15 protein-coding genes are annotated in these 22,435 nt (G+C 56.7%); 5 read left to right on the forward strand and 10 right to left on the reverse strand.

Annotated elements, in window-relative coordinates; genetic code table 11:
- Positions 1 to 347: 347 nt before the first annotated feature.
- The 7 genes from AWM79_RS18650 to AWM79_RS18680 all read right to left on the reverse strand — a co-directional run bounded on the left by AWM79_RS18650 (position 348) and on the right by AWM79_RS18680 (position 11,353).
- Positions 348 to 2,024: a UvrD-helicase domain-containing protein gene (locus tag AWM79_RS18650; RefSeq protein ID WP_060783512.1), complete on the reverse strand. Its 1,677-nt coding sequence runs from the start codon at positions 2,022 to 2,024 to the stop codon at positions 348 to 350.
- A complete protein-coding gene (locus tag AWM79_RS18655; RefSeq protein WP_060783513.1) occupies positions 2,021 to 3,925 on the reverse strand; it encodes an AAA family ATPase in 1,905 nt (634 codons plus the stop codon). Before AWM79_RS18655 ends, AWM79_RS18650 begins: the two co-directional genes overlap by 4 nt.
- A 141-nt stretch (positions 3,926 to 4,066) precedes the next feature.
- The gene (locus AWM79_RS18660) at positions 4,067 to 5,335 is read right to left on the reverse strand and encodes a restriction endonuclease subunit S (RefSeq protein WP_082712640.1); all 1,269 of its coding nucleotides are present in this window, start codon (positions 5,333 to 5,335) and stop codon (positions 4,067 to 4,069) included.
- Entirely contained in the window at positions 5,328 to 6,974 is a 1,647-nt protein-coding gene (locus AWM79_RS18665) for an HsdM family class I SAM-dependent methyltransferase (RefSeq protein ID WP_060783514.1), read from the reverse strand. Before AWM79_RS18665 ends, AWM79_RS18660 begins: the two co-directional genes overlap by 8 nt.
- Positions 6,968 to 10,078: a type I restriction endonuclease subunit R gene (locus tag AWM79_RS18670; protein ID WP_060783515.1), complete on the reverse strand. Its 3,111-nt coding sequence runs from the start codon at positions 10,076 to 10,078 to the stop codon at positions 6,968 to 6,970. The genes AWM79_RS18665 and AWM79_RS18670 overlap by 7 nt, the downstream gene beginning before the upstream one ends.
- Positions 10,079 to 10,105: 27 nt before the next feature.
- Complete coding sequence (locus tag AWM79_RS18675; protein ID WP_060783516.1) at positions 10,106 to 10,312, reverse strand: helix-turn-helix domain-containing protein; 207 nt, start codon at positions 10,310 to 10,312, stop codon at positions 10,106 to 10,108.
- 159 nt (positions 10,313 to 10,471) lie between these two features.
- Positions 10,472 to 11,353 (reverse strand): LysR family transcriptional regulator, encoded by an 882-nt coding sequence (locus tag AWM79_RS18680; protein ID WP_017133160.1) that lies wholly within the window; start codon positions 11,351 to 11,353, stop codon positions 10,472 to 10,474.
- A 145-nt stretch (positions 11,354 to 11,498) separates the two neighbouring features.
- On the opposite strand from AWM79_RS18680, the gene AWM79_RS18685 reads away from it, so the two are divergent.
- The 5 genes from AWM79_RS18685 to AWM79_RS18705 are packed head-to-tail and all read left to right on the forward strand — an operon-like array spanning position 11,499 to position 16,538.
- Positions 11,499 to 12,530: an amino acid ABC transporter substrate-binding protein gene (locus tag AWM79_RS18685; protein ID WP_017133161.1), complete on the forward strand. Its 1,032-nt coding sequence runs from the start codon at positions 11,499 to 11,501 to the stop codon at positions 12,528 to 12,530.
- 39 nt (positions 12,531 to 12,569) lie between these two features.
- Entirely contained in the window at positions 12,570 to 13,715 is a 1,146-nt protein-coding gene (locus AWM79_RS18690; RefSeq protein ID WP_156430129.1) for an amino acid ABC transporter permease, read from the forward strand.
- A gap of 2 nt (positions 13,716 to 13,717) precedes the next feature.
- Entirely contained in the window at positions 13,718 to 14,812 is a 1,095-nt protein-coding gene (locus AWM79_RS18695) for an amino acid ABC transporter permease (protein ID WP_026013306.1), read from the forward strand.
- Positions 14,809 to 15,585: an amino acid ABC transporter ATP-binding protein gene (locus tag AWM79_RS18700; protein WP_017133164.1), complete on the forward strand. Its 777-nt coding sequence runs from the start codon at positions 14,809 to 14,811 to the stop codon at positions 15,583 to 15,585. The genes AWM79_RS18695 and AWM79_RS18700 overlap by 4 nt, the downstream gene beginning before the upstream one ends.
- Positions 15,582 to 16,538, forward strand: coding sequence for an isoaspartyl peptidase/L-asparaginase family protein (locus AWM79_RS18705; RefSeq protein WP_017133165.1), 957 nt, complete (start codon positions 15,582 to 15,584; stop codon positions 16,536 to 16,538). Before AWM79_RS18700 ends, AWM79_RS18705 begins: the two co-directional genes overlap by 4 nt.
- 80 nt (positions 16,539 to 16,618) lie before the next feature.
- Here AWM79_RS18705 and AWM79_RS18710 read toward each other — a convergent pair whose 3' ends face one another.
- The 3 genes from AWM79_RS18710 to AWM79_RS18720 are packed head-to-tail and all read right to left on the reverse strand — an operon-like array spanning position 16,619 to position 22,204.
- Positions 16,619 to 18,994 carry a TonB-dependent receptor gene (locus AWM79_RS18710; protein WP_060783518.1) on the reverse strand — a complete coding sequence of 792 codons (2,376 nt, stop codon included), beginning with the start codon at positions 18,992 to 18,994 and terminating at the stop codon, positions 16,619 to 16,621.
- Position 18,995: 1 nt separating this feature from the next.
- Complete coding sequence (locus AWM79_RS18715; RefSeq protein WP_156430130.1) at positions 18,996 to 21,398, reverse strand: hybrid sensor histidine kinase/response regulator; 2,403 nt, start codon at positions 21,396 to 21,398, stop codon at positions 18,996 to 18,998.
- Positions 21,398 to 22,204 carry a response regulator transcription factor gene (locus tag AWM79_RS18720; RefSeq protein WP_017133168.1) on the reverse strand — a complete coding sequence of 269 codons (807 nt, stop codon included), beginning with the start codon at positions 22,202 to 22,204 and terminating at the stop codon, positions 21,398 to 21,400. The genes AWM79_RS18715 and AWM79_RS18720 overlap by 1 nt, the downstream gene beginning before the upstream one ends.
- Positions 22,205 to 22,435 lie beyond the last annotated feature (231 nt).

The following is a 22,435-nucleotide window of genomic DNA, read 5'->3' on the forward strand; positions in this document are numbered from 1 at the left end:
ACGGCGTGTTGGCTGCATGACATACCCGCTTAAAAGGCTAGAACTGGTGCCCACTTAAATTTGAAGTGCACACCATGTCTTGGCGTTGCGGGGTTGGGTAGATGACTTGGCCGGACGCATACAACCATCCTATGCTTCGACAAAGATGACCAGCCAATGGGCTATCTGTTGCAATAACAATCCTAAGCACTGCCGGACCAGTGAAGGACAGTCGGCTGGGTAATCCTGAAAATAGGGGGCATATGCCCCTTATTGGCTTCACTTCAGCTTTTATTTTTTACCAATTTTATAATTGCGTAGCCCAACCAGACGATTACATTGACATTAACCACTGCCTCGCACGCAGATTATGTTGCGTTGCTCAAAAATGGCCTGGCATAGCTGAGAAACTCTGCATGGGGCACTCTTTGCTCAATCCACCGGTATGGTTTGGATGGAGGCGTCTCACGGCGCTCACTGACGGTCATAACCAATCGACGCTTGGCCCGTGATACGCCAACAAAGAAAGCGCAACGCTCTTCGTCTGCCTTTCCCCAGAAGGTCTGGTTTTCGACGCCAAGGAGAATGACCGAATCGAACTCCAAGCCCTTGCTCTTATGCATCGTCAGAATGCGTACCGCTTGCTCATCCGAAAAGCGCTCAAGGGCCTTGGGCAGATCAGGCTCGATCTTGAGCAATTCTTCAATGCGCATTTTGGTGTCCCGGACAACTTCCCTGAGCCTGTCGTGGGATTCATAGTCTGGTGAAAGCGCGACCAAGGTTTCGATACTGACTTGCTTCAAGAACGACCGTACTGACTCCCACCAGCCGGAGAACGGCACGTCAAGAAGCTCAGCTACGACAGCTTCTTTTCGCTGCTGCTTGATTAAACGATCTAAATTCTTCCGCGTGCTTGACTGGATTTCGTCATCCGCGAAAGGAATTAACTGGTTCATTAACCGAACCCAGGCTTTGGGCTCGCGCTGTCCATAGAGACAGGACAAATAGTCTACGATCAAGCGCGCGACAGGCTCTACCGTGATGTCCTGCATCTGCTGTTCGTTACGAAAAGGAATGCCCCGCACCTCCAACGCTGCCATGAGATGGTCGGCATACAGCTCCAATTGCTTGGAAACAAGCACCGCTGTTTCCGACGGGGGCAGCTGCTCTACTCTTATCCAGTTGGCAATCAAATCCGCCAAGCACTCGGCCTCTCTGCGACTGTCCTCAAATTGCCATGCGAAAACCTCACCTTCATCACCGGCAAGCTGCTCGTCGGGCATGGCTGACGCGAGATCAAGTACACGAATGATCTCGTTCTGCACCCGAAGCAGGCGTGGCTTGGAACGGAAGTTGCGGTACATGTTGAGCGGTACCGCAGCAAAATCAGCCGCGAAGGTTTCAAAGATGCCATCGAGTGCCCCGGCCCAGCCCATGATTTTTTGTTTGGTATCGCCAACGGCTGTGAGACGAATGCTGGTGTCCTGAAAGGCAAGCTTTACTAGCTCGTACTGCAGGTTGGTGCAGTCTTGAAACTCATCCAGAAAGACATCGCTGTAGGTCTGACGAATGGCGTTCCGAGCCACTTTTGACTTCCGCAGTATCTGGATAGCCAACGGCACCAAGTCTCCGAACACAATTTGAGTTCGGGAGCGCCCCACCTTGCTATCGGCGATTTTGTAACCCGCGTCCAGGGCATCTTCACCCGTCAACACTGGCCGGAATCGATCGATGATGCGCTTGGCAAAGGCATGAAAGGTGAAGCTATCAAAGCGTGAGGCCAGATCTGGGCCGCAGCGACGCTGAACCCGCTCTTTCAGGTTCTTGCTGGCATCAACTTTGAACGAGATGGCCAGGATCCGCTTGGGATAACGACAAGTGCCGGTGCGCAAAAGAAAATCTGCTCGCTGTGCAAGCATCTCGGTCTTGCCAGCACCAGGCCCTGCAGTCAGGGCAAGACAGCGCTCCTGCTCCTTGGCTGCGAGCAGGGCATTCGGTTCAAGCGTCAACCCGTCAGCGGGCTGCCAGGCTTCGACTGCAATCACTCCGGCAGCTCCGCGAGTTTGGCGATGACGGTGTCTGCCAATCTGCTCAGGGATGCTGGCATATTTTCAAGCAACTCTTGGTCGCTTAGTTGAGCAAGTGCACTGATATGCGCGGCGGGCTTGCTGCCAAGCTTGAAGCGTTGATGATAGGTGCCAAACAGCTTGAGTTCGTCTTCGCTGTATTGGGAAGAGTCGTGATGGCTTTTCCCGAGAACAGCCTTGATCACGTCTGCATCTGGCAACTCCTTTTCAACGCCATAAGCGTCTGGATAGGCGAGAAGCATCGCGAAATCCAGGTCCATCGGGTCGGAGAAATATACGTCCCGTTCTTCAAAGGCTTCTATGTAAACGGGATACTCACGCACCTTGTGCTCACTGGAATTCCATTTCGGAATTCCGTGGTCTTTTGGAAGGACCTTATCCGCTCGAAACGTTCCCAGCTGGTCGTTTACGTATTTAAACCGACCCCACCCCGCTTGATGGCGGGCCAAATCCAAATCAAGCAACGTTAGATATGGAATCTGCAGGGCCTCCAGCAGACGCCAAAAATGGTTGACGTGCCTGCCCCCCAGCGGCGCTATCGCGACAGCGGACTCATCAATCGGCGCACCTTTGGCCCGCAAGAGGCGTGGCAACACAATCTCTTCGCTGTCCCCTTCGCCGAGGACAATCAATCGAGAGAAATAAACTTCAGGGAATGCCTGTACTGCCTCGCGCACGAACTTGTGTGCTTCGTCTGTTTTTTCAGGCAATTGAATGCACGTTACGCGCGATTGCCGCGCCTCGGTCAGCCGCAAGTAGCGGATGTGTTCAGGCTCGACTCGCCGAAGCATGGAAGGCGCATGCGTAGCGATTAGGGCTTGAGCATCGCCTTGGCTTGTCATGGCATTCAATGCACTTACAATCCTTCCCAGATAGTGAGGGGAAAGACTGTTCTCAGGCTCTTCAACGGCAACCAGTGTAAAAACGGGGGGCCGCAGTTTGTCAGAATCGAAAGACTTGTCTTTCTCCGCTAAGACGGCACGACCTATAGCCTGTGACGACAGCACGAGGGCCAGATAGAGCATCGATTTCTGGCCATCGCTAAGTCGCGAAAAATCGACAAAGTTTTCATCATGCCCTGGTGTGAACGAGACGGACATATGCCGTAGCAAGGCCTCAATCTCAGAGGCCACGAAAGTAATCTTGGGATCGGCAAAGAAACTGCCTTTGTGCAGCGATGCCCATGTCATTTGCAGATGCTCGCTGAACGCATTGACTGATGGGTTGGCGGCCAGGCTGTCGCTTATGCCGTCAGTAAGTTCCCTAATGACGTCTCGCTCTTTGTCCCACTGCACTGCGCGGAGCATGCGCCCAAGCAAAGCATTGGCCCCATAAGCAATGTGGTCGGCAGGGTCACGTCGTGCGGGCAGGTAGTGGACATGTATATGGTTGCGCTCGGCTCGCGGCACTTGCGCAGTGGTGAGCGGCGAACCATCTGGATTGACATCCAGCACATAAACAAAGGTTTCTTCGATGTCGCCATCCTGCCCCATGACTGCGCTAAGGCGGAAACGCACTCGCGGAATACCGTCCGGTTCGTCTAAGCGCATGTGACCAAAATGAGGAGCAACCGTGCTGTTGTCTTCATCCTTCAACAGTTCAGGGAAAAGGAAATCTGCTTCTATCCAAAGCTCGCGCTCTTCCGGAATATCCTTCTCATCGGCTGGGACATGGAAGTCAGACCGCTGGATACGACGCTGGGACGGGTCGAAAGCGAACAGGCGGCACAATGCTTGGAGTGCAGCTGTCTTGCCGGAACCGTTAGGACCGATCAAGTAGGTGATGGTTTCGAGGCCGACGTCAGTAGGCCCAGGACCGTAAGATTGAAAACTCGATAGGCGCAGCGTCTGCAGCTTCATACTGTTTGACCTTCCTTGTTGTTATTCCTTACAGCTCGCGGGGCCCAGTACACGCTCACTCGCCAACCATACCAATGAAAATCAGAAGCTTGGCCGCGATGTTGAGAGTGCGTTTCGTGTTTCCAGTCACGGCAGACCACCTTACGCTACCGTGACCTGGCCATTCATCAGCATGGGCAGCAGCCAGTCGCGAAGCTGAGCGAGTTGCTGGTTTTCTTTGGTGTTGTTGGCGATTTTCTCGAACGCGGGCTCAACAACTGCTGCAAATTTCTCGATGACATCTTCCGTTGGAATTGCCAGGTTGGTCAGCTCAATATCATTCGAGACGATGGAGTCGAAAACAGAGCCCGAGGATTTCACCTGAAGGTGCTGGATCAACTCCTTGGCCAGAAAGAACAGAAATGTGTGACTGATTCCAGGCTTGGCGCGCAGAGCGTAGCAGGATTGATTCATCGCCATATCGACACCGGCCAGCACCAGCTTTCCCACGGAACCACGCGCTGTTATGAAAACAGTATGCTTGCCAAAGAGCTGGGTGCTACTGCCTTTTAGCCCTTTTTCAGTGATGTAATCTGCCGTCGAAAACTTGAAAATGGGTCCGCCGGCATCGGTTGGAGTGAAAAAGGGAATATCACCCCCCCAGTACTCAGGTTTCTTTTTCGTGGGTGTACCACCGCCAAGCAGTTCAGAGACGGCCAGAATGCTTGAGTCTGTCCACCCGTCCGGAATCCCCCGTTTGAGTTTTGAGTTGTAGACCAACCTGCCCCCGGAGGATTTGTAGGGTTTGCCGTTGGCATCAGGGAAATCGAACTGCACGAACCAATAGTCGTAAATCGTCTTGGCCATGGCCTCAAGTTCGACGTTGATTCGATTGTTGTAGTCGATCTTGGCGTCGAGGGTAGAGAGAACGGCAGCGATTTTTTTCTGTGTCCCTTGGCTGGGAACATTCAAGGGGACATTAGCCAGAATGGCAGTGTTCAGGTTGGGCATTGTGGCACCAACCGCTTGATTGACGATCCAGCTTTGATTCGAGGGGGTGCTGAGGTGATAAGTTAAAAATTCAGGATCAATCATCTTCCCAGGACGAACAAGGAGACAACCTGTGCCGCAAAAATAGCCAGCCTCAGTTTTCCTGATTAATGCTTTTTGAGTTACATCGCCTCTCCTGCTATAGACAATGTCCCCTTCTTTCACCAAGTGCTTAGATAGGCGAGTAGCATCTTCCTCCGAAATGAACGCGATGGAGGACAAATCCACCCGATTACTTTTCATGTTTGCAGGCATGATGCAAGGTACGCCTACATCAACATAATCAGCAGCGTGTAACTGGCTACCAAACGGACCTGTTTGAATTTTTCCACCGCCGGCAGAGACAATCTCTCCAAGCGTTGTTTGGCACCACTTACTCATACAACAACCCCACCAACTGCTTTTTGATCTCCCGCTCCAGCCCCGCAGACTCCTTGAACAGCTTGTCCAGACTGTCGCTAAATCCCTGTATTTTTGCGGTGAACTGCTTTGGCGTCAGATCTGAATACTCAATATTTACCTCGAAATACTGCCCAGCGCTCAGACTGTAGTTTTTGGCGGCGATCTCGGAATAACTCACCACTACCGAAAAATCATCTACTGCCTGTTTGGCGTTGAAAGTGGCGATGATGCGGTCTTCCTCGGCTTCGGAGAGCAACGTTTTCTGGTTCTTACCGTCTTTGACCTTGGTGCCTAGGTTGGAGGCGTCCAGTAGCACTACGCCTTCTTTATTAGCGTCGTCGATAAACAGGATAGACACATTGGTGCCAGTAGTGGCGAAGATGTTGCTGGGCATGGACACCACGCCGGCCAGCATCCTGTTGTCCACTAGATGCTGGCGAATCTTCTTGTCGATACCGCTTTGTGCAGTGATAAAGCCGGTCGGCACTACTACGGCGGCTTTACCACCGGGTTTGAGCGAGTGGATGATGTGCTGCAAAAAGAGCTGGTAGATAGCCATCTTGTCCATGGCCTGCTTGGGGATATTGGGTACCCCGGAGAAGAAGCGTTCTTGATGCTCCTTGCTATCCAGCTCGTTACGGAAATCGCTGAAATCCATCTTGAACGGCGGATTGCTGACGATGTAATCGAATTTTTTAAGCGCCTTTCCCTCCCGGTGGTAGGGGTGGAGCATAGTGTTGCCCTGGATGATATTGGGGATGGAATGCACCAGGTTATTGAGGATCAGGTTCAAGCGCAGCAGACTGGATGATTTTTGCGAAATGTCCTGCGAATAAATGCTGCAGCGCTGCTCGCCGATGGCGTGGGCGATGTTCATCAGCAGGGTGCCGGAGCCGGCGGAAGGGTCGTAGCAGCTCACGTTCCTGATTTTGCCACGCACATTTTCGGGAACCAGAATGGCAGCCATGATCTTGGCCACGGCGTGTGGGGTGTAATACTCGGCGTATTTGCCGCCGCTGTCCTTGTTGTAGTCCTTGATCAGGTATTCGAAAAGCGTGGAATAGAAGTCGTACTTCTGAGTAAAGATGCTCTCAAAGCTGCGCTCTAAACTGAATTCCACCAGTTTGTTGATCAGGGCACGGCAAAAATCGTCGCGCTTGGATGGGTCGGAGATGTATTCGCTGACGCGATCAAACAACGTGACCTTGGCTCCGCCATCGGTTTTCACCGCGAAGATATCGTTGTTGGTAATGGCGATGTCGCGCAGGGTATCGTCAAACAACTTGGCGAATTCAGGCTCATTCTGCCGGACGAATAAATGGGCGAGGAAGTGCTCTGGCTTGAGGCGTGGAGTGTCCGGCCCCAACTGCAACTGCAACATTTCCAATTCATCAGCGCTAAGACCGGCCATGGCATGCTCCCAAGTGAGGGCTTGGCTTAGCTCGGGACGGATTTTCTTGGCTTCGAAGGTGAATTTGTCGTTGAGGAACTTATAGAGAAAGACCTGGGTGATGATCTTGAATTCGTTGCCATCGTTGCCAAGACCAAAGCTGGCGCAGATGGTCTTGAGACTGTCGATCAGCCGGCGAGTGCGTTGCTCAAATTCCTGCGTTACCACGTACGTGTTCCTATTCGAGTGCCTGAGGCAAATTCATTTATGTATTCGGCCACCACCAATTGGTTGATGGTGCGGGAAGCGCCTGGGGTGAGCTGAATTTTCTGGCGATTTTGAAACTCGCCAATCACCAGCGGCATCATCATCCCTTCAAAGTAGCTTTCGTTATTCACTAGCTGAGTGTTCTGCAGCACCTGTTCGTCGGCTTGCTGTTTCACGCCGGAAAGCGCCTCAAACAGACGGCGTTCGGTTTGTGTGAGGCCGCCGCGCTCTTGCAGACGCTTGTGGATGCGGGTGTATTTGGCGTCACCCTGGTACTTGGCGCGCAGCTGATTATTCTGCCGATTTAGCTCTTTGACCTGGTCGTGAATCGCGTTGAGCGCGCCGATGTTGGCAGTCATTTCTTTCTGACTGACTTCGTTGAGTTTCTTTTTCTTGAACAGTCGCTCCAGCTCTTCTCTGAGCGTAATGAACTTGGGATCTTGCTGGTCGAAATTGTCGACCAGAGCTTCACGGGTCTGACGCAGGGTGTTCTTGAGCTTGTCAGCCAGCACCAGCTCTTCTTCCCGGATCTTGGAGAACATGAACAGTACATCTTCCAGCGCCACGTTGAGCAGGTTGGCGGTGTCGGTGCTGGATTCGATGCTCTCTTTCAGGTTGAGCATATCGAGGTGGTTGCAGGTTTCGCGGTAGAGCTGGTTGAGCTTCTGGAAATCAAGCTGCTGCAGGAGTGCGTAGTCGCCCTGCAGGCGAATCAGGTTATAAAGGCTGCGGGCGTCGGCCAGTGCCTTCTTGAGCACCAGCACCGTGGCGCGATCCTGAATTTGGGTGATCTGCCGCGAAAACTCTTCGGCGTTTTCGATGTTGAAGCTAAACAGGATGTCCTTGATCGCTTCGATTTCCTCGGCGATTTCTTCAGCGGATTTGAACAGATTGGAGTAGTGCTCGACCTCGTCGCCCAACTCGGCCTGCAGCTCGTCGAAATAGGCCTTGTTGGTGGCGTCGAACTCCTTGCGGATGTCGGCGAAATCGACCACGTAGCCGTAGCGGAAATCCTTGTAGGTACGATTGACGCGGGTGAGCGCCTGCAACAGGTTGTGCGAACGGATCACCCGGCCGAGGTAGAGCTTCTTCAGGCGCTTGGCATCGAAGCCGGTGAGCAGCATGTTGTAGACGAACAGCAGGTCAATTTTGCCCGCCTTAAAGTCTTCCACCCATTGCTTACGTTCTTCTTTGCTGCCTACGTCATGCAGAATCAACGCAGCGCTTTTCGCCTTATTTTCCAACTGAATGCGGGCGGCATAGCTGCCGGGCTGCGCGGCGGCGATCAAGGCCTGCGAAGAGTCCTGCAGGTTGGGGCTGGGCTGGCCCTGCTTGGCATGAACAGCGTTGAAGATCTCGAACATCTGACGGGCCTGTTCGGCGCTGTCGCAGATCACCATACCGCCGATGCTGGCGTCGGCTAGCGCACCGCGGCTCTTTTCGAAATCATGCACGATATATTCGAGCATAGGCTCGACGAACTTCGGGTGGGAGTAGACAAGCTTGCGCTCAATGTCACCCTGTTGCAGTTCTACAGCGGCCAGCGCTTCCTGAAGGACCAGTTTGTAGTTGGTGGCAATTTCTTCACGGATCAGTCGCAGGGTGTAGCCGTCTGCGATGGATGCGTTGTAGTAGTACTTGTGGATGTAGTCACCGAACAAGGCCCGGGAATTGCGATCGTCACCTAACAAGGGGGTGCCGGTAAGGCCAATCTTGATGGCGCTGCGGTCTGACTGGCTGAGGTTGGCGAGGAAACTGCCCTGTGGGTTGTAGCTGCGGTGCACCTCATCAAGGAAGTAGACGCGCTGGATGTTGACGTCGTAGTCCTCAGTACGCAACACGTCCGGGTCATCCTGGAATTTCTGGATGTTGACCACGGTGATCTCTGACCTGCCGCTGTGGTTGTGCAACACCTGGGTGGTCTTGATGTCGCGAGCGAAGGCTTCACGACTGTCGATGCTGTGTACGATCAGCCCGCGCCCGGCAAATTCGCGCTGGGCCTGGGTGAGCAGATCGAGCCGGTCGACGATGAAATAGAACTTGGGAATGATGCCCTGACGCTGAAAGTAGTCCGTCAGAAAGCGGGTGTTGTAATAAGCAAGCGCGGTCTTGCCGCTTCCCTGGGTGTGCCAGATGATGCCCTTGCGCACGCCAGCGTCGAGCTTCTTCTCAATCGCCTTAGTGGCGAAAAGCTGCGGGTATCGCATGACATGCTTTTGCAGGCCGTCGGCCTCGTTTACATAGACGAGCGAAAAACGCAGCAGAAAGGCCAAGCGTTGACGGCTGAACAGTGACGTGCAGATACGGTTGGTCGGCGCGTCGGGATCCTTGTTACTGAGGAACTCCGGACTGTGCTTGATGACGTTGAGATTGTTGTCGCGCAGCACCGCGTTCTCGATGTCGTCATCTTCTGCGGTCAGCAGCTCGGCCAGATTCAACGCTTCCTCTTCACGGAAGTAGTTGAAGATTGGCGAGTCATACGAAGGGCTGGCATAGAAGGCACCTTCGATTGGCTGCGGCGAGCCGTCTTCATACTCCATGTTGTTGGAGAAGACCATCAACTGGGTAATGTTGATGAAGCGACGGAAGCGCAGATTGCGGCAGCGCGTGATGATGCGGTTGCGCTCGGCCAGCACGCCTTCGCGGTTGTTAGGCTTCTTGACCTCGATAAAGGCCAGCGGCATGCCATTGATAAGCAGGGTGATGTCGGGCCGGAACTCATCATCACCATTTCGGCATGGCAGCTCGGTCACAACGTGGAAGCTGTTGTTGTCGAAGTTCTCGAAGTCAATCAGACGGGTGCCCGAGCGCTCGGTGAGCCTATCGCAGAAGGCCTGACCGAGGTCCTCGTTATCTAACAGGAGCTTGACCTCAGCCAGCAGGCGGTCGATGTCATCGGCCTCCACGCCAGGGTTGATCCTGGCCAACGAAGAACAAAAAAGCGCCGGAAAGATATTGGTTTGCTCATCCCAGGAAGCACCTTTCAGGGAGAGGTAGCTGTAGCCCAGGCGAACCAGGTGCAAGATGCAGGGGATCTTGACGCGCGAATCTTCACTGAAAACCATCAGGTGTGCTCTTCCTTATGCAATGCGTTAGTTGCGTTGCGTTGCGGTGTCGAAGGCATCATCCGCCCCACCAGCCCGCACCCATTCATCCACCTCGGAGAGCTGGAACTTCCAGAGTCTGCCAATGCGATGAGCCGGCATGCCCCGCCGCTCACGCCAGCGATATACCGTGTCCTTGGCCACCCCCAAGTGAAGGGAGACCTGCTCGGCAGTGACCCAAGGTTCAGTATTCATGGCAATTACGCTCAATCTCAAGCTGTCATAGTCGTGTTAAGTCGACGGGAGACTACCAGAACAGGGTACAGTTGGGCGGATCTCAGTCCCTCTTGTTGTCTTCATTGTCAATACCGGTTGAAAACTGACCCTATCTCAGCCACCTCCCCCTCCAAATCCTCAACACTCCTCGACCAGTCGTTGCCAAAAAGCCTCGGTATGAGGATTACGGTTATCCCGCCAGCGCACCAGGATCACTTCCAGATGATCGGACTCCATATCGGGGTACAGGCGCACCAGCTCCTGTCGTTCGATCAGTGGCGCGACCATGCTGTGGGGCATGCACGCCACGCCTTGACCGCTGGCCACCATCGGTTTGAGGGCTTCCGAGACGGTGGCTTCGAACACCTGGCGCAAGCGCTGGGGCTGGGGGTGGCGCTTGATCTGGGTGCGCGACAGCTCATGCAATTGCGCGCTGCGCGCGTAGCTCAACAACGGGATCGGTTCGTCGGTGCGCGCGCAATGCTCGGCCAAGGCCGGCGTGGCAACCCAATACAGTTCGTCATGACCCAGCGATTTCACCTCGAACTCGCTTTGCCGTGAGTAGGGGCCGGTCTTGGCATCGCGGTAGAACAGGATGAAGTCACAACGTCCCGACATCAGTGCCATGTAGTAGTCATCGGTGCTGCGATAGCCGGTATCGATGCGGGTGAATAGTGGTGTTTCGGGGCGGTTGAGGCGGCTGATCCAGCCCGGGAAAAAGTTGCAGGCCAAGGTGTGCAACGAAGCGAAGGTCAAGGGGCGGTTGACGATTTTCACACTTTGCTCGCAGTCGCGGGCCATGCGTACCAGTTCCACGGCGTTGGGCAACAAGGCTTCGCCGGCGGCGGTCAGGCGTACTGGATTCTTGTCCCGATCTATCAGGGTGGTCCCCAGGCGCGCTTCCAGTAATTGAATGCGCCGACTCAATGCCGACTGCGATGAGCCGCGCATGCTGGCCGCCGCCGTGAACTTGCCGGTATCGGCTAGGGCGAGAAAATCTTCATACCAGTCGATATTCATAAAGTTATTCCAAAATTCGATAGCGCGGCCAGCATAGTGGATCAAGAGTTGCTATCCCAATGCCCGCCCCAGTGTCTATTGTGCGTAAACACGCCACCTGCCGTCCGTGGGTGAACAAGAAGAAAAACTCTCAAGGGCAAATAATATGCATAAATTGAACAAGGTGAAGGTTTTACTCGCAACCTCGGCGTTGGCGTTGACCCTGGCCGGCACTGCCGAGGCGGGTGTGCTGGATAAGGTCAAGGCGCACGGCGCGGTGCGCTGTGGGGTGGCCAGCGACAAGCCCGGTTTCTCGCTGATTGACGATAAAGGCCACTGGGCTGGCATGGACGTCGATCTGTGTCGCGCCGTGGCCGCCGCCGTATTGGGCGATGCGAACAAGGTCGAGTATTTGGCTACCACCGCGAAAAACCGTTTCACCGCCCTCGCCTCTGGCGAAATCGACATTCTCTCGCGTGCCACGTCCTGGACCGCCGACCGGATTGCCAGCCTGGGAGTGGATTTCACCACCGTCTGGTTCTACGACGGCCAGGGTTTTATGACCCATGCCAAGGACGGCATCAAGCAGCTTACGGACCTGGACGGTGCCACCTTCTGCCTGTCGCCGGGCACCACCTCCGAGCAGAATCTGGAGGATTATTTCAGCCAGCGCGGCCTGACCTATAAGACCGTGGTCATCGAGAAGAGCCCGGAACTCTTCGCCGCGTTCCAGCACGGGCGCTGCAATGCCATTTCCAATGATTTGTCCGGCCTGGCCTCGCGCCTCACACAGATGAGCAATCCCAAGGATTATGCGCTGTTGCCGGAGGTGATTTCCAAGGAGCCCCTGGGCGCGTTCGTGGCCCAGGGCGACACCACCTGGCGCAACATCGTGACCTGGACCGCCTACGCCCTGATGACCGCCGAAGAACTGGGCGTCACGTCCAACAACGTCGATGAGTTGCGCGGGAAAAAAGAGGCGCCAGCGGATATCGCTCGCTTGCTCGGCAGCCAAGGCACTGTCGGCGAAGCCTTTGGCCTCGACAACCAGTGGGCTTATCGTGCGATCAAGCAGGTAGGTAATTACGCGCAAATTTATGACCGTAACCTCGGCCAACAGACCGCGCTGAACTTCCCGCGTGGGCTCAACCGAAGCTGGAAGGACCAAGGGTTGCTGTATGCGCCGCCGATTCGTTGATGGTTGCGTACCCTTGATTAACCGAACGGAATGCCGGTCATGTTGACTCCTCGTTTTCGCATCATGAGCCTCTTGCAGCAAGGCTTGGTCCTGGTCTTGGTAGCGACGGTGCTCTATCTGTTGGTCAGCAACGCGGCGGCGAACCTGGCGAAGTTGAACATCGCCTCCGGGTTCGGCTTTTTGTCTCAGCGTGCGGGCTATGACATCAGTTTCTCGCTGATCGACTACACCCCGGACGCGAGTTACGCACGGGCCTACTGGGTAGGGCTGCTCAACACGTTGCTGGTCTCGGCGCTCAGTATCGTGCTGGCGACCCTGCTGGGTGTCGCGCTGGGTCTGGCCAGGGTTTCACAGAACTGGCTGATCAGGCACCTGAGCAGCACCTGCATCGAGTTCCTGCGCAACGTGCCGCTGGTGGTGCATCTGGTCTGGTGGTACGGCCTGGCCCTGGCGTTGCCAGGGGTCCAGCAGTCGGTGTCGTTGTTTGACGTGGTCTATCTGAACAACAGCGGCTTGATGCTGCCTTGGCCGCGACAGGGCAATCTGGTCGGCTGGGGTCTGGCCTTGATTGCCCTGGGCATGCTGCTGGCTTATTTGGCGTGTCGTTTCAAGGAGCGTCGTGGCGCCTGGAGAGATTTCACGCCGCCCCGCTGGCCGCTGCTACTGGCTGGAGGATTGTTGTTGCCGCTATTGGTGTACTGGATCAGTGGCGCCCATTGGCAGTGGGAAATCCCGGTGAAACGTGGATTCGGTTTCAAGGGTGGGATCGTCCTGGTGCCAGAGTTGTTGGCGCTGTGCCTGGCCCTATCGTTCTACAGCGCCAGCTACATTGCGGAAACTGTCCGGGGCGCCATCGAGTCGGTGCATCGGGGGCAATATGAAGCGGCCAAGGCCTTGGGCTTCAAGCAAGGTCCGACTATGCGTCAGTTGATCGTTCCGCAAGCGGTGTACCCGATGATTCCGCAAGTCACCAACACCTACCTGAACATCGTCAAGAACTCCTCGCTGGGGGTGGTGATCGGCTTTATGGAGTTGGTCTCCTCGACCGGCGGCACCACCTTGAATCAGACCGGCCAGGCCATCGAATGCATTGCTCTGGTGATGGGGACTTACTGCCTGATCAGCTTGCTGATCTCCCTGGCGATGAACCTCTACAACCATCATATCGGCCAGAGGGGACACTGAACATGAGCGCAATAAATCCAGTCCTGCCCATCCAATTGCCGCCGCGTTTGCCTTGGACACAACGGGCCCTATCCTGGAGTCGCAGCCAGCTATTTCCCAGTCCGGGCCACAGCCTGCTGACCCTGGGCACAATCGCCCTGTTGGCCTGGTGCATCCCGACCGCGCTGAACTGGCTGGTGTTCAACGCCACTTTCGTCGGCACCAGCGGCAAGGACTGCAATCCCGCCGGCGCTTGCTGGCTGCCGATTACCCAGCGCTGGAACCTGTTTGTCTATGGCTTTTATCCAGAGGCCGAGCAGTGGCGAGTCAGCCTTTCGCTGATACTGGCCGGCGCCACGTTTGTCCTACTGTTTTTCAAGCGCCTGGATCGGCGTCTGTTATTGGGCTACCTGGCCGTGCTGCCAGTGTTGATGTGGTGGTTGCTCAAGGGTGGTGTCGGTTTGACGCCCGTGTCCTCGACCCAGTTCGCCGGGATGCTGGTGACCGTGTTTCTCGGCGTGGTGGGGATGGTTTTTGCGCTGCCGCTGGGGATCCTGCTGGCGTTGGGTAGACGCTCGAAATTGCCGGTGATTCGCCTGCTCAGCGTGTTGTACATCGAGCTGGTGCGTTCGGTGCCGGTGATCTCGTTGCTGTTCATGGCTTCGCTGATGATCCAGTTGTTCCTGCCACCCGGCTCGGCGTTCGACATTCTGCTGCGCGTGCAGTTGGTGCTGATCCTGTTCACCGCCGCCTACATGGCCGAGACCCTGCGCGGCGGCTTGCAGAATCTGCCCAGGGGCCAGTACGAAGCGGCGCAGGCCTTGGGCTTCGGTTACTGGAAAGCCATGGGGCAGATCATCCTGCCGCAAGTGCTCAAGCAATCCATCGCGCCCTTGCTCACGCAATTTATCGGCCTGTTCAAGGAGACCACGCTGGTCATGATCGTCGGTGTGCTGGACATCGTCGGCATCGCCATGAGCACCGCCGCAGCGCCGGAATGGGTCAACTACGGCCATGAGATCTACGTGTTCCTGGCACTTTATTTCTTCGTCATCTGTTTTGCACTGTCGCGCTATGCCCGACACCTTGAACAACGAATGGAGCAGAGCCGCTCATGAAAGTGACTGCCAAGGTTGATGCCGTACCTATCGTGCGCATCGAGCAATTGAACAAATGGTTCGGCAATGCCCAGGTGTTGAAAAACGTCTCCATGACCGTGCGAACCGGTGAAAAAGTGGTGATCTGCGGGCCTTCCGGCTCCGGCAAATCCACCCTGATTCGCTGCATCAATCAGTTGGAGCAGCATCAGCAGGGTTTGGTGGAAGTGCTGGGCGAAGAACTCAACGCCAGCGTCAAAGGTCTGGAGCGGATTCGCCGCCAGGTCGGCATGTGCTTTCAACACTTCAACCTGTTTCCCCACCTGACGGTGTTGAAGAACTGCACCCTGCCGCAAACTTCTAACCTCGGCGTACCAGAAGCCCAGGCCATTGAGCGAGCGCTGGGCTTGCTCGACAAGGTCCAGATGCGCGACCACGCCAACAAGTTCCCAGCGCAGCTTTCCGGTGGCCAACAGCAACGTATCGCCATTGCCCGGGCACTGTGTATGCAGCCCAAGGTCATGTTGTTCGACGAGCCGACCTCGGCCCTGGACCCGGAGATGATCGCCGAGGTGTTGGAGGTGATGACCGGCTTGGCCGAAGAGGGCATGACCATGATTTGCGTCACCCACGAAATGGGTTTTGCCCGTAAGGTCGCCGACCGCATTGTGTTTATGGACCAGGGCGAAATCGTCGAAGAGGCACCGCCCGAACGATTTTTTTCCGCGCCGAAATCCCCCCGCACCCAACGTTTCTTGAGCCAGATTATTGATCACGGAGTACACACGCTATGACCCATTCAATTGCGATGGCCTTGCATGGCGGCGCCGGTGTACTGACCCCCGGCCTGCTCGACCCGACCGACGAGGACGCGATTCACCAGGCGCTGCTACAAGCGCTCAAAGCCGGAGTGGTCGTATTGGAGCGGGGCGGCAGCAGCCTGGACGCGGTACAAGCCAGTGTGGTGGAACTGGAAGAGTGCCCCTGGTTCAACGCAGGCAAGGGCGCGGTGTTTACCCAAAACGGCGACCATGAACTGGACGCGGCAATCATGAATGGCGCCAATCTGGAAGCCGGGGCCGTGGCCGGTATTCATCACCTGCGCAACCCGATTCGCGGCGCACGGGCAGTGATGGAGCATAGTGAGCATGTGCTCCTGGCCGGTGTCGGAGCTGACCGCTTCCTGGCGGAACAAGCGGACTTGGAGCACGTCAGCAACAGTTGGTACGACACCCCGCTACGCCTTCGCCAATGGGCCGCGCAACAAGAGCAGCCGCAGACTGTATCGTTGGAGCCGGGCGGTGTCGAAAAGAAGTTCGGGACCGTCGGCGCGGTGGCTTTGGACAGTCACGGGCATGTTGCCGCCGCCACGTCTACCGGGGGCATTACCAACAAGCGTTATGGGCGAATAGGCGATTCGCCGCTGATCGGTTCCGGTACTTGGGCCGACGACCGCAGCGCGGCGATTTCAGCCACCGGCCATGGCGAATTCTTTATACGCACGGTGGTGGCCCACAACATCGCTTCCCGAGTGCGCCTGACCGGCGCGAGCCTGAATCAGGCCTGTGAGCAAGTCGTGTTGGGCGAACTCAAGGACTTGGGAGGTAACGGCGGAGTGGTGGCGGTTTCGCCTTCCGGTGAGACGGTGCTCAGCTTCAATACCCCCGGCATGTACCGCGCCTGGCGCGATGCCGAGGGCGGTTTGCATACTGCGATCTATGCCGGGGATGATCGTCTTCATTGTTAGAGGCTTGTGTAGCCGCCGGGCTGCGCCAGCGGCTACAGCTATAGTGAGACGGTGCCGCATGCAATAAACGTCAGAGGCAATCAATAACGCATCCGAACGGTGGTGCCTATTGTCCGTTGATCGCCGGGCACTACCCCATAGTCGCCGGCCCCTAGCAGCGAATAAACGGCGGTGATGTAGCGACGGTCGAACAGGTTACGCACCCAGCCTTCCACCTCCCATGTACGGTCCTGGCTACGCAGCCCCACGCGCAAGTGGGTGAGGCCGTAGCTGGGCTGATAGCTCCCTTCGCCCCTTTCGAGAGTGCCGTAGTACCCGCTCCTGAAGCTGTAATCCAGACCGCTGTAAGCTTCCAGTCCGTAGGGCAGTGGATGGGTATAGTCCAAGCCACTGCTGACACTCCATTCTGGCGCGTTGTATAGCCGGTCACCGCTGAGGTCGCAGGTCCACTGCCCCGAGCCCGGCGGGCAAGGTGCGTTGGCGAAACTGCGATAGCGCGCATCGCTCCAGGCCAGGCCCACGCGCAGGTTGAGCCGGGGATGCAGTTGCCAGGCTGAATCCAGTTCGATACCGCGCAGGCGCACCTTGCCGACATTGATCAGGTTGTCGCGTAGCGGTGGCGCGAACAGGGAGGCCGGGGGGCTATAAGTGAGCGCCTGATAGCTGTCGACATCCGTCTGGTAGAGGGCGAGATCGAGCATCGCCCGCTCATCCCAAAAGCGCGTCTTCATGCCCAGCTCCAGCGACGTCGCACGTTCGGCATCGAAGGTGGGCGCAGTGAATGGACCGACCACATCGAAATTGATCCCGCCGGCTTTGTAGCCACGCGACCAACTGACGTATCCCATCACCGCATCGCTAACGCGATAGCTGGCACTCAGAAGGCTGGAAAGGTTACCTTGCGCCATCGAATCCTGGCGGTAATAGCCGCCACCCAGAGCGATGTCACGCAACAGTTGGCCACCCGCTTGGAAAGTCGCAGGCAAACCGGCCAGCGAAGCGAGGTTGCTGGTGTCTCGGGAAATCCAACCGTCCTTGCGCTCGCGGCTGTAACGCAGCCCGCCGGTCAGCTCCAGGCGTTCGAGGGGGCGCCAGGAAAGTTGACCGTAGAGGGCTCGACTGTCGCTTCGCTGCTCGCCGTCAAAGCGCTGTCGGGCGCCCTCCAACAGTAAGGCCGGAACCTGGGAGGGATCGGTAAAGGTGATGCCATAAAGGTCGTGCAATACCGCCAGTTGGTCGCCAACGAACCAGGGCGCGGCATCCTTGCCGAATTCGACGTCAATTTCACGGTCAAGGTGCTGACGCAAATAGTACAGTCCGACCACATAATCGAGCGACGAGCTTGCCGCGCCGGACAGCCGTAGTTCCTGGCTGAATTGCCGGTGCCCGAGCTCAGTGTCTGACTGCGCCACCGCCAGGGCACTGCTATCGCCGTCGCGCCCGGCGCGGTAGTCCCAGTCACGGTAAGCCGTGATGCTGGTGAAGCGCATCGCATCGTCCAGGTCCCAGTTCAACTCCAGCGAAAGGCCGTTTTGTAGGGTGCGGGGACGCCCCGGTGCGTCGATTCGCGTCTGGCGCCGGTAAGGGTCGGGCTCCGACAGCGGATAACCGAAGAATTTGGCCCGCTCGCGTGTCTGCGTGCCGTAGTGATTGACCAGCAGGACATTGCCGGCCTCGTTCTGCTGAGCGTAATCCCCCATCAGGCGCGCACTGAAGTCCACGTTCGGCGTCCATAGCAATTGCCCGCGCAGCCCCTGGCTGTCCGCATCACCGAGCCGGGCTCCGTCCACCAGGTTTTCCACTCGCCCGTCGACCGTGCGGTCAAAGATACTCAGGCGCCCGGCCAGCACATCGTCGAGCACCGCCCCGGAAATCGTCCCACGATACTGGCGCATGCCATGCTCGCCGTAGCTGGCTTCAAGCTGGCTTTCGGGATAAAAAGTCGGTTGTCGAGTCACAATATTCAACGCACCAGCGGTGGTGTTCTTCCCAAACAACGTGCCCTGCGGTCCACGCAGCACTTCGATGCGCTCGATATCCAGCAACTCGGTAAGTGCCATGCCCTGGCGCGCCAGATAAACGCCATCGACGTAGGTGCCGACACTGCCTTCCAAGCCATCGTTGTATGCGCTAGCGCCAAACCCACGCAGGCCGATACCGGTATAGCGGCTGTCGTGGCCAGACACCACCAGTCCGGGCACCCGCTGCTGAATGTCTTGCAGACTATGCAGGCCGGCCTCCTCAAGTTGTTCGCCATAAAGCACGTTAATGGCGATCGGCACTTGCTGCGGGTTTTCCTCGCGCCGCCGAGCGGTCACCGGCGTCTCGTCGAGCACCAGCTTGTTTGGCGACGATGACATGCGTCGCGCCAGCGCCTCATCCACCACATTGGCCGACGCCCAGGGCACTGTTGACAGGCTGCCGAGCAAGAGCAATCTCCCTCCCAAACCGAGCATATTATTGCTCCCCTGCCCTGGCGCGCCGCACTGTATCTGAGAGGGTCAGTGCCTTGACGCAAGCCAGTAATTCGCTGCTATCCGCAGGCTTAAGCAATACCGCATCGAATACCAGATCAGCCGGATGATCGTTGGGCCGGCGGGCCGGGACCGCCGAATAGAGCATCACCGGCAAGCTGCACCACCGACCGCGCACGCGTCGCAGCAGTTCCCAACCGCTCATACCGGGCATTATCTGATCGCTGATCAATAGATCGACCTGCTGTTCTCCCAGACCGACCAAAGCCTCTTGTCCGGTCGCCGCAATGCTCACCTCAAAGCCGTAACCGGCCAACAGGTCGTACAGCCATTCGCAGTTCTGCCCGATATCATCGACCAACAGGATATGTTTACCCTGTCCATCAAAGGGCGCGGTATTGTTATCGAGGATGCCGTTCTCCAGCTCCTGTTCTCGCGCATATTTCAACTGGAGACGGAAATTGAAGCGACTGCCGCCCTGCTCCGTGGTCTGCGGTTCCAGCCGGCTGTTCATACGTTCCAGCAATTGAGTGACGATCGACAAGCCCAGCCCGCAGCCTTCGTAGCGTTGCGCATTGCGTCCACGGCGAAACGGCTGAAGTAACTGGTCGAACTCTCCCGGATCAATGCCGATTCCTGTGTCGACTACACCGAAGCACAACTCCACAGTCTCAGGGGTCGCTCCTGGGCAACAAGTCACTTCGAAGCGAATATGTCCGTTGCGCGTGAATTTCGCCGAGTTTGCCAAAAGATTCATCAGTATCTGCCGAAGGCGTTTGAAATCCGCCTGCACAAGTACCGGCAGGTCATCCGACAGAACGACCTCAAAGCTATTGCCCTGGCGCGATGCGAGAAAGCCTGCCTCGTCCTCGATCTCCCGCAGGAAGCCGTACAGATACCCTGGCGCGAGAGCTAGCTGCATCTGCTCCAGCTCTCCCTGGGAGAACTCCAGCATCTCGTCGATCAGCTCCAGTTGCTGGCGAGCATTGCGCTCGATATTGGCCTGATAATCCCGGTTTGGCCCGGCACGCAACAGGCGTGCATAGTCAATGATGCGCACCAGCGGCGAACGCAGGTCATGACTGATCCGAGCCATCAACCCACTGCGTGCCGCCAGCGACTCACGCAACTGCGCGGTGCGCAGTGCCACGGTGCTTTCAAGACGCTCATGCTCGGCTTGTCGTTGTTGTTCCAGGCTGGACAGCGCGTGCTTTTCCCGGCTTCGACTCCAGCTGACTTCCATGATCAATGTACACACCAGCAAAGCCACGCCAGGCAAGGTCGAGGATAAATCGTATTTGTCTTCGGGCGACTGCCAGGGCAACTGATCCAGCCGGAAAAAATATCGAATCGCCAGTTGTAGCAACAGCAGCCCCGAGACCAACCACGCCATCCAGTTGTAGGTCAGCCTTCTTCGCCAGCCAAAAAATAACGTAAGCAGCAACACCCCGTAGAAACTCAAGAGGGACATCTGGACAAAATACGCGCCCTGAACCGAATCGACCTTCAACCACCAAAGCCTACCGAGCGCACAACCCAATAGGGGCACGCCATATATCCACCCCATGATGCCGGGCAACCGAGAGACCTGTAGCAGCACGCGCATATAAGCAAGAAAAAGTGCGAACGTGGCGACACTGGCGAACGTCAGTAACTCTCGCGCCCAGCCGAGCGCGGCGGGCCAAAACACCAGATAGCCGTTTACGATACAAGTCAGCAGAATATAGCCGAGTACCGCGCTCGCATTGACCATCAACAACCGAGAACGCAAAATCCAGCCAACGATGAGACCGCACGGGACGATCAATAAGACAATGCCGAGCGTCAGCCCATCGACCAGATAGGTATGTTGCTGACTTCGAAGAAGCACTCGCTCCGCCCAGAGTTGTGGGCCGAGGAATAGCTGTGAGGTGCTGGTCACCCGGACCAACAGCACGACGGTCTCTCCCGCCGGCAGCGAGACCTGGAAGGCAGGCTGGCGCGCCGCCGGCTGCGGCCATTCGTCCAGGGGATAGGCGCTTCCCGCATGCGAACAGCTCCAGCGCCCGGCGTTCCATTGGTACACCTGGATATCTTCCAGGCGTGGAGCGCCGACCACCAGCCAGCGCAAGCAGCTCATATCGCTCGAATTAGTCAACTGCAGCCGCAACCAAAACGCCGAGTGGCTGTAACCCCGAGTCGGCCAGTCAGTGGTCGTGGCCTTGAAACGCGCGGCGGGAAGCTGCGTAACGTCCTCCAAACTCAGCCTTGCTTGCGGGTCTTCGAAAATCTGCGTAGCAGACAGCAAGTTCAGATAATTAGCTTGGCAGAGTGGCACCTGAGCCGCATGCAGAAGGCTGGCGAACAACAAGCCCACCATCAGCAGCAAAGACTGTAACGGCAACACTATGTGCGTCCAGCCAAGTCTTCGTCAGCAACGCCCTGGGCTTGCTGACGGAACTGGCTGGGTGCCATACCTCGTCGCTGTCGGAACGCCGTGGCGAAATTACAGGCACTGCGAAAACCCACCAGTTCGGCGATATCCTGGATGCTCATGGAGCTTTCGGCCAGCAACTCCTGAGCGCGACGCAATCGTGCATCGCCAATGTAGGAGAACACCGTCAGTCCCAGATGCTCGCGGAATATACGAGAGAGGCGTTTCTCATGGGTGCCGACTTTTTGTGCGATTTCAGCCAGCGAGGGCATGTCGTCCAGTTGGTTTCCAATCAGGCGCATCGCCGCACGTAGAACGATCTCATCACCTTCCAATGCCGGATCTGTCGGGTCGCACTGGCGGGCCGGTCGTTCGCGCCAAGTCAATTGCAGATGGATACGGATGCGCGCCAGCACCTCCTCGGGTTCGCAGGACTTCGATATATAGTCGACCCCGCCCAATGTCAGCCCTTCCAGACGCTCGACAGAGCTGTTCGCCGAAGACAAGAAGAGGATGGGTGTTTGCCGGGTAGCCGGTGCCTCGCGCAATAGCCGACACAGGCTGAAACCGTCCATCTGCGGCATATAGACATCCAGAACGATCAAGTCCGGACGCAATGCCAACGCCCGCTGATAGCCTTGGCTGGCATCACAGGCCACCGAAAGGCGCCATGATTGCGTCTTTAGCAGAATGAGCGTCGCGCGGATATCTTCCGGGTTGTCGTCGATAAGCAGAATATGTGGCAGCGGGTCGGATAACGCAGCTGCATGCCCCACCATAGCCGGCCGCCTTTCGTATCGCCCGTCATCCATTAGCTAAATTCTCTTAGTATTTTTCTTGTCAAGATGTCATGAGCCTCTGGCGCCGATGGCGACATCTATCTACATGCCGTCGGTGAACCGAACGGCATTGAGTCAGACCTTAGCGCCGCCGATTTTTTATTTTCTGTCCTCTCCAACAAAAGCTCCGTCAGCTATCCCAAAGACCTGGGCAAATTTTCGCGATGATAA

Source organism: Pseudomonas agarici (assembly GCF_001543125.1).
GTDB classification, from domain to species: domain Bacteria; phylum Pseudomonadota; class Gammaproteobacteria; order Pseudomonadales; family Pseudomonadaceae; genus Aquipseudomonas; species Aquipseudomonas agarici.

Excerpts from the sequence above, each read along its gene's own strand:
- AWM79_RS18710 (WP_060783518.1), bottom strand. The coding sequence starts at position 18,994 with ATGCTCGGTTTGGGAGGGAGATTGCTCTTGCTCGGCAGCCTGTCAACA.
- AWM79_RS18720 (WP_017133168.1), bottom strand. The coding sequence starts at position 22,204 with ATGGTGGGGCATGCAGCTGCGTTATCCGACCCGCTGCCACATATTCTG.
- AWM79_RS18705 (WP_017133165.1), top strand. The coding sequence starts at position 15,582 with ATGACCCATTCAATTGCGATGGCCTTGCATGGCGGCGCCGGTGTACTG.
- AWM79_RS18680 (WP_017133160.1), bottom strand. The coding sequence starts at position 11,353 with ATGAATATCGACTGGTATGAAGATTTTCTCGCCCTAGCCGATACCGGC.
- AWM79_RS18685 (WP_017133161.1), top strand. The coding sequence starts at position 11,499 with ATGCATAAATTGAACAAGGTGAAGGTTTTACTCGCAACCTCGGCGTTG.
- AWM79_RS18700 (WP_017133164.1), top strand. The coding sequence starts at position 14,809 with ATGAAAGTGACTGCCAAGGTTGATGCCGTACCTATCGTGCGCATCGAG.
- AWM79_RS18670 (WP_060783515.1), bottom strand. The coding sequence starts at position 10,078 with ATGGTTTTCAGTGAAGATTCGCGCGTCAAGATCCCCTGCATCTTGCAC.
- AWM79_RS18690 (WP_156430129.1), top strand. The coding sequence starts at position 12,570 with ATGTTGACTCCTCGTTTTCGCATCATGAGCCTCTTGCAGCAAGGCTTG.
- AWM79_RS18675 (WP_060783516.1), bottom strand. The coding sequence starts at position 10,312 with ATGAATACTGAACCTTGGGTCACTGCCGAGCAGGTCTCCCTTCACTTG.
- AWM79_RS18660 (WP_082712640.1), bottom strand. The coding sequence starts at position 5,335 with ATGAGTAAGTGGTGCCAAACAACGCTTGGAGAGATTGTCTCTGCCGGC.
- AWM79_RS18695 (WP_026013306.1), top strand. The coding sequence starts at position 13,718 with ATGAGCGCAATAAATCCAGTCCTGCCCATCCAATTGCCGCCGCGTTTG.
- AWM79_RS18655 (WP_060783513.1), bottom strand. The coding sequence starts at position 3,925 with ATGAAGCTGCAGACGCTGCGCCTATCGAGTTTTCAATCTTACGGTCCT.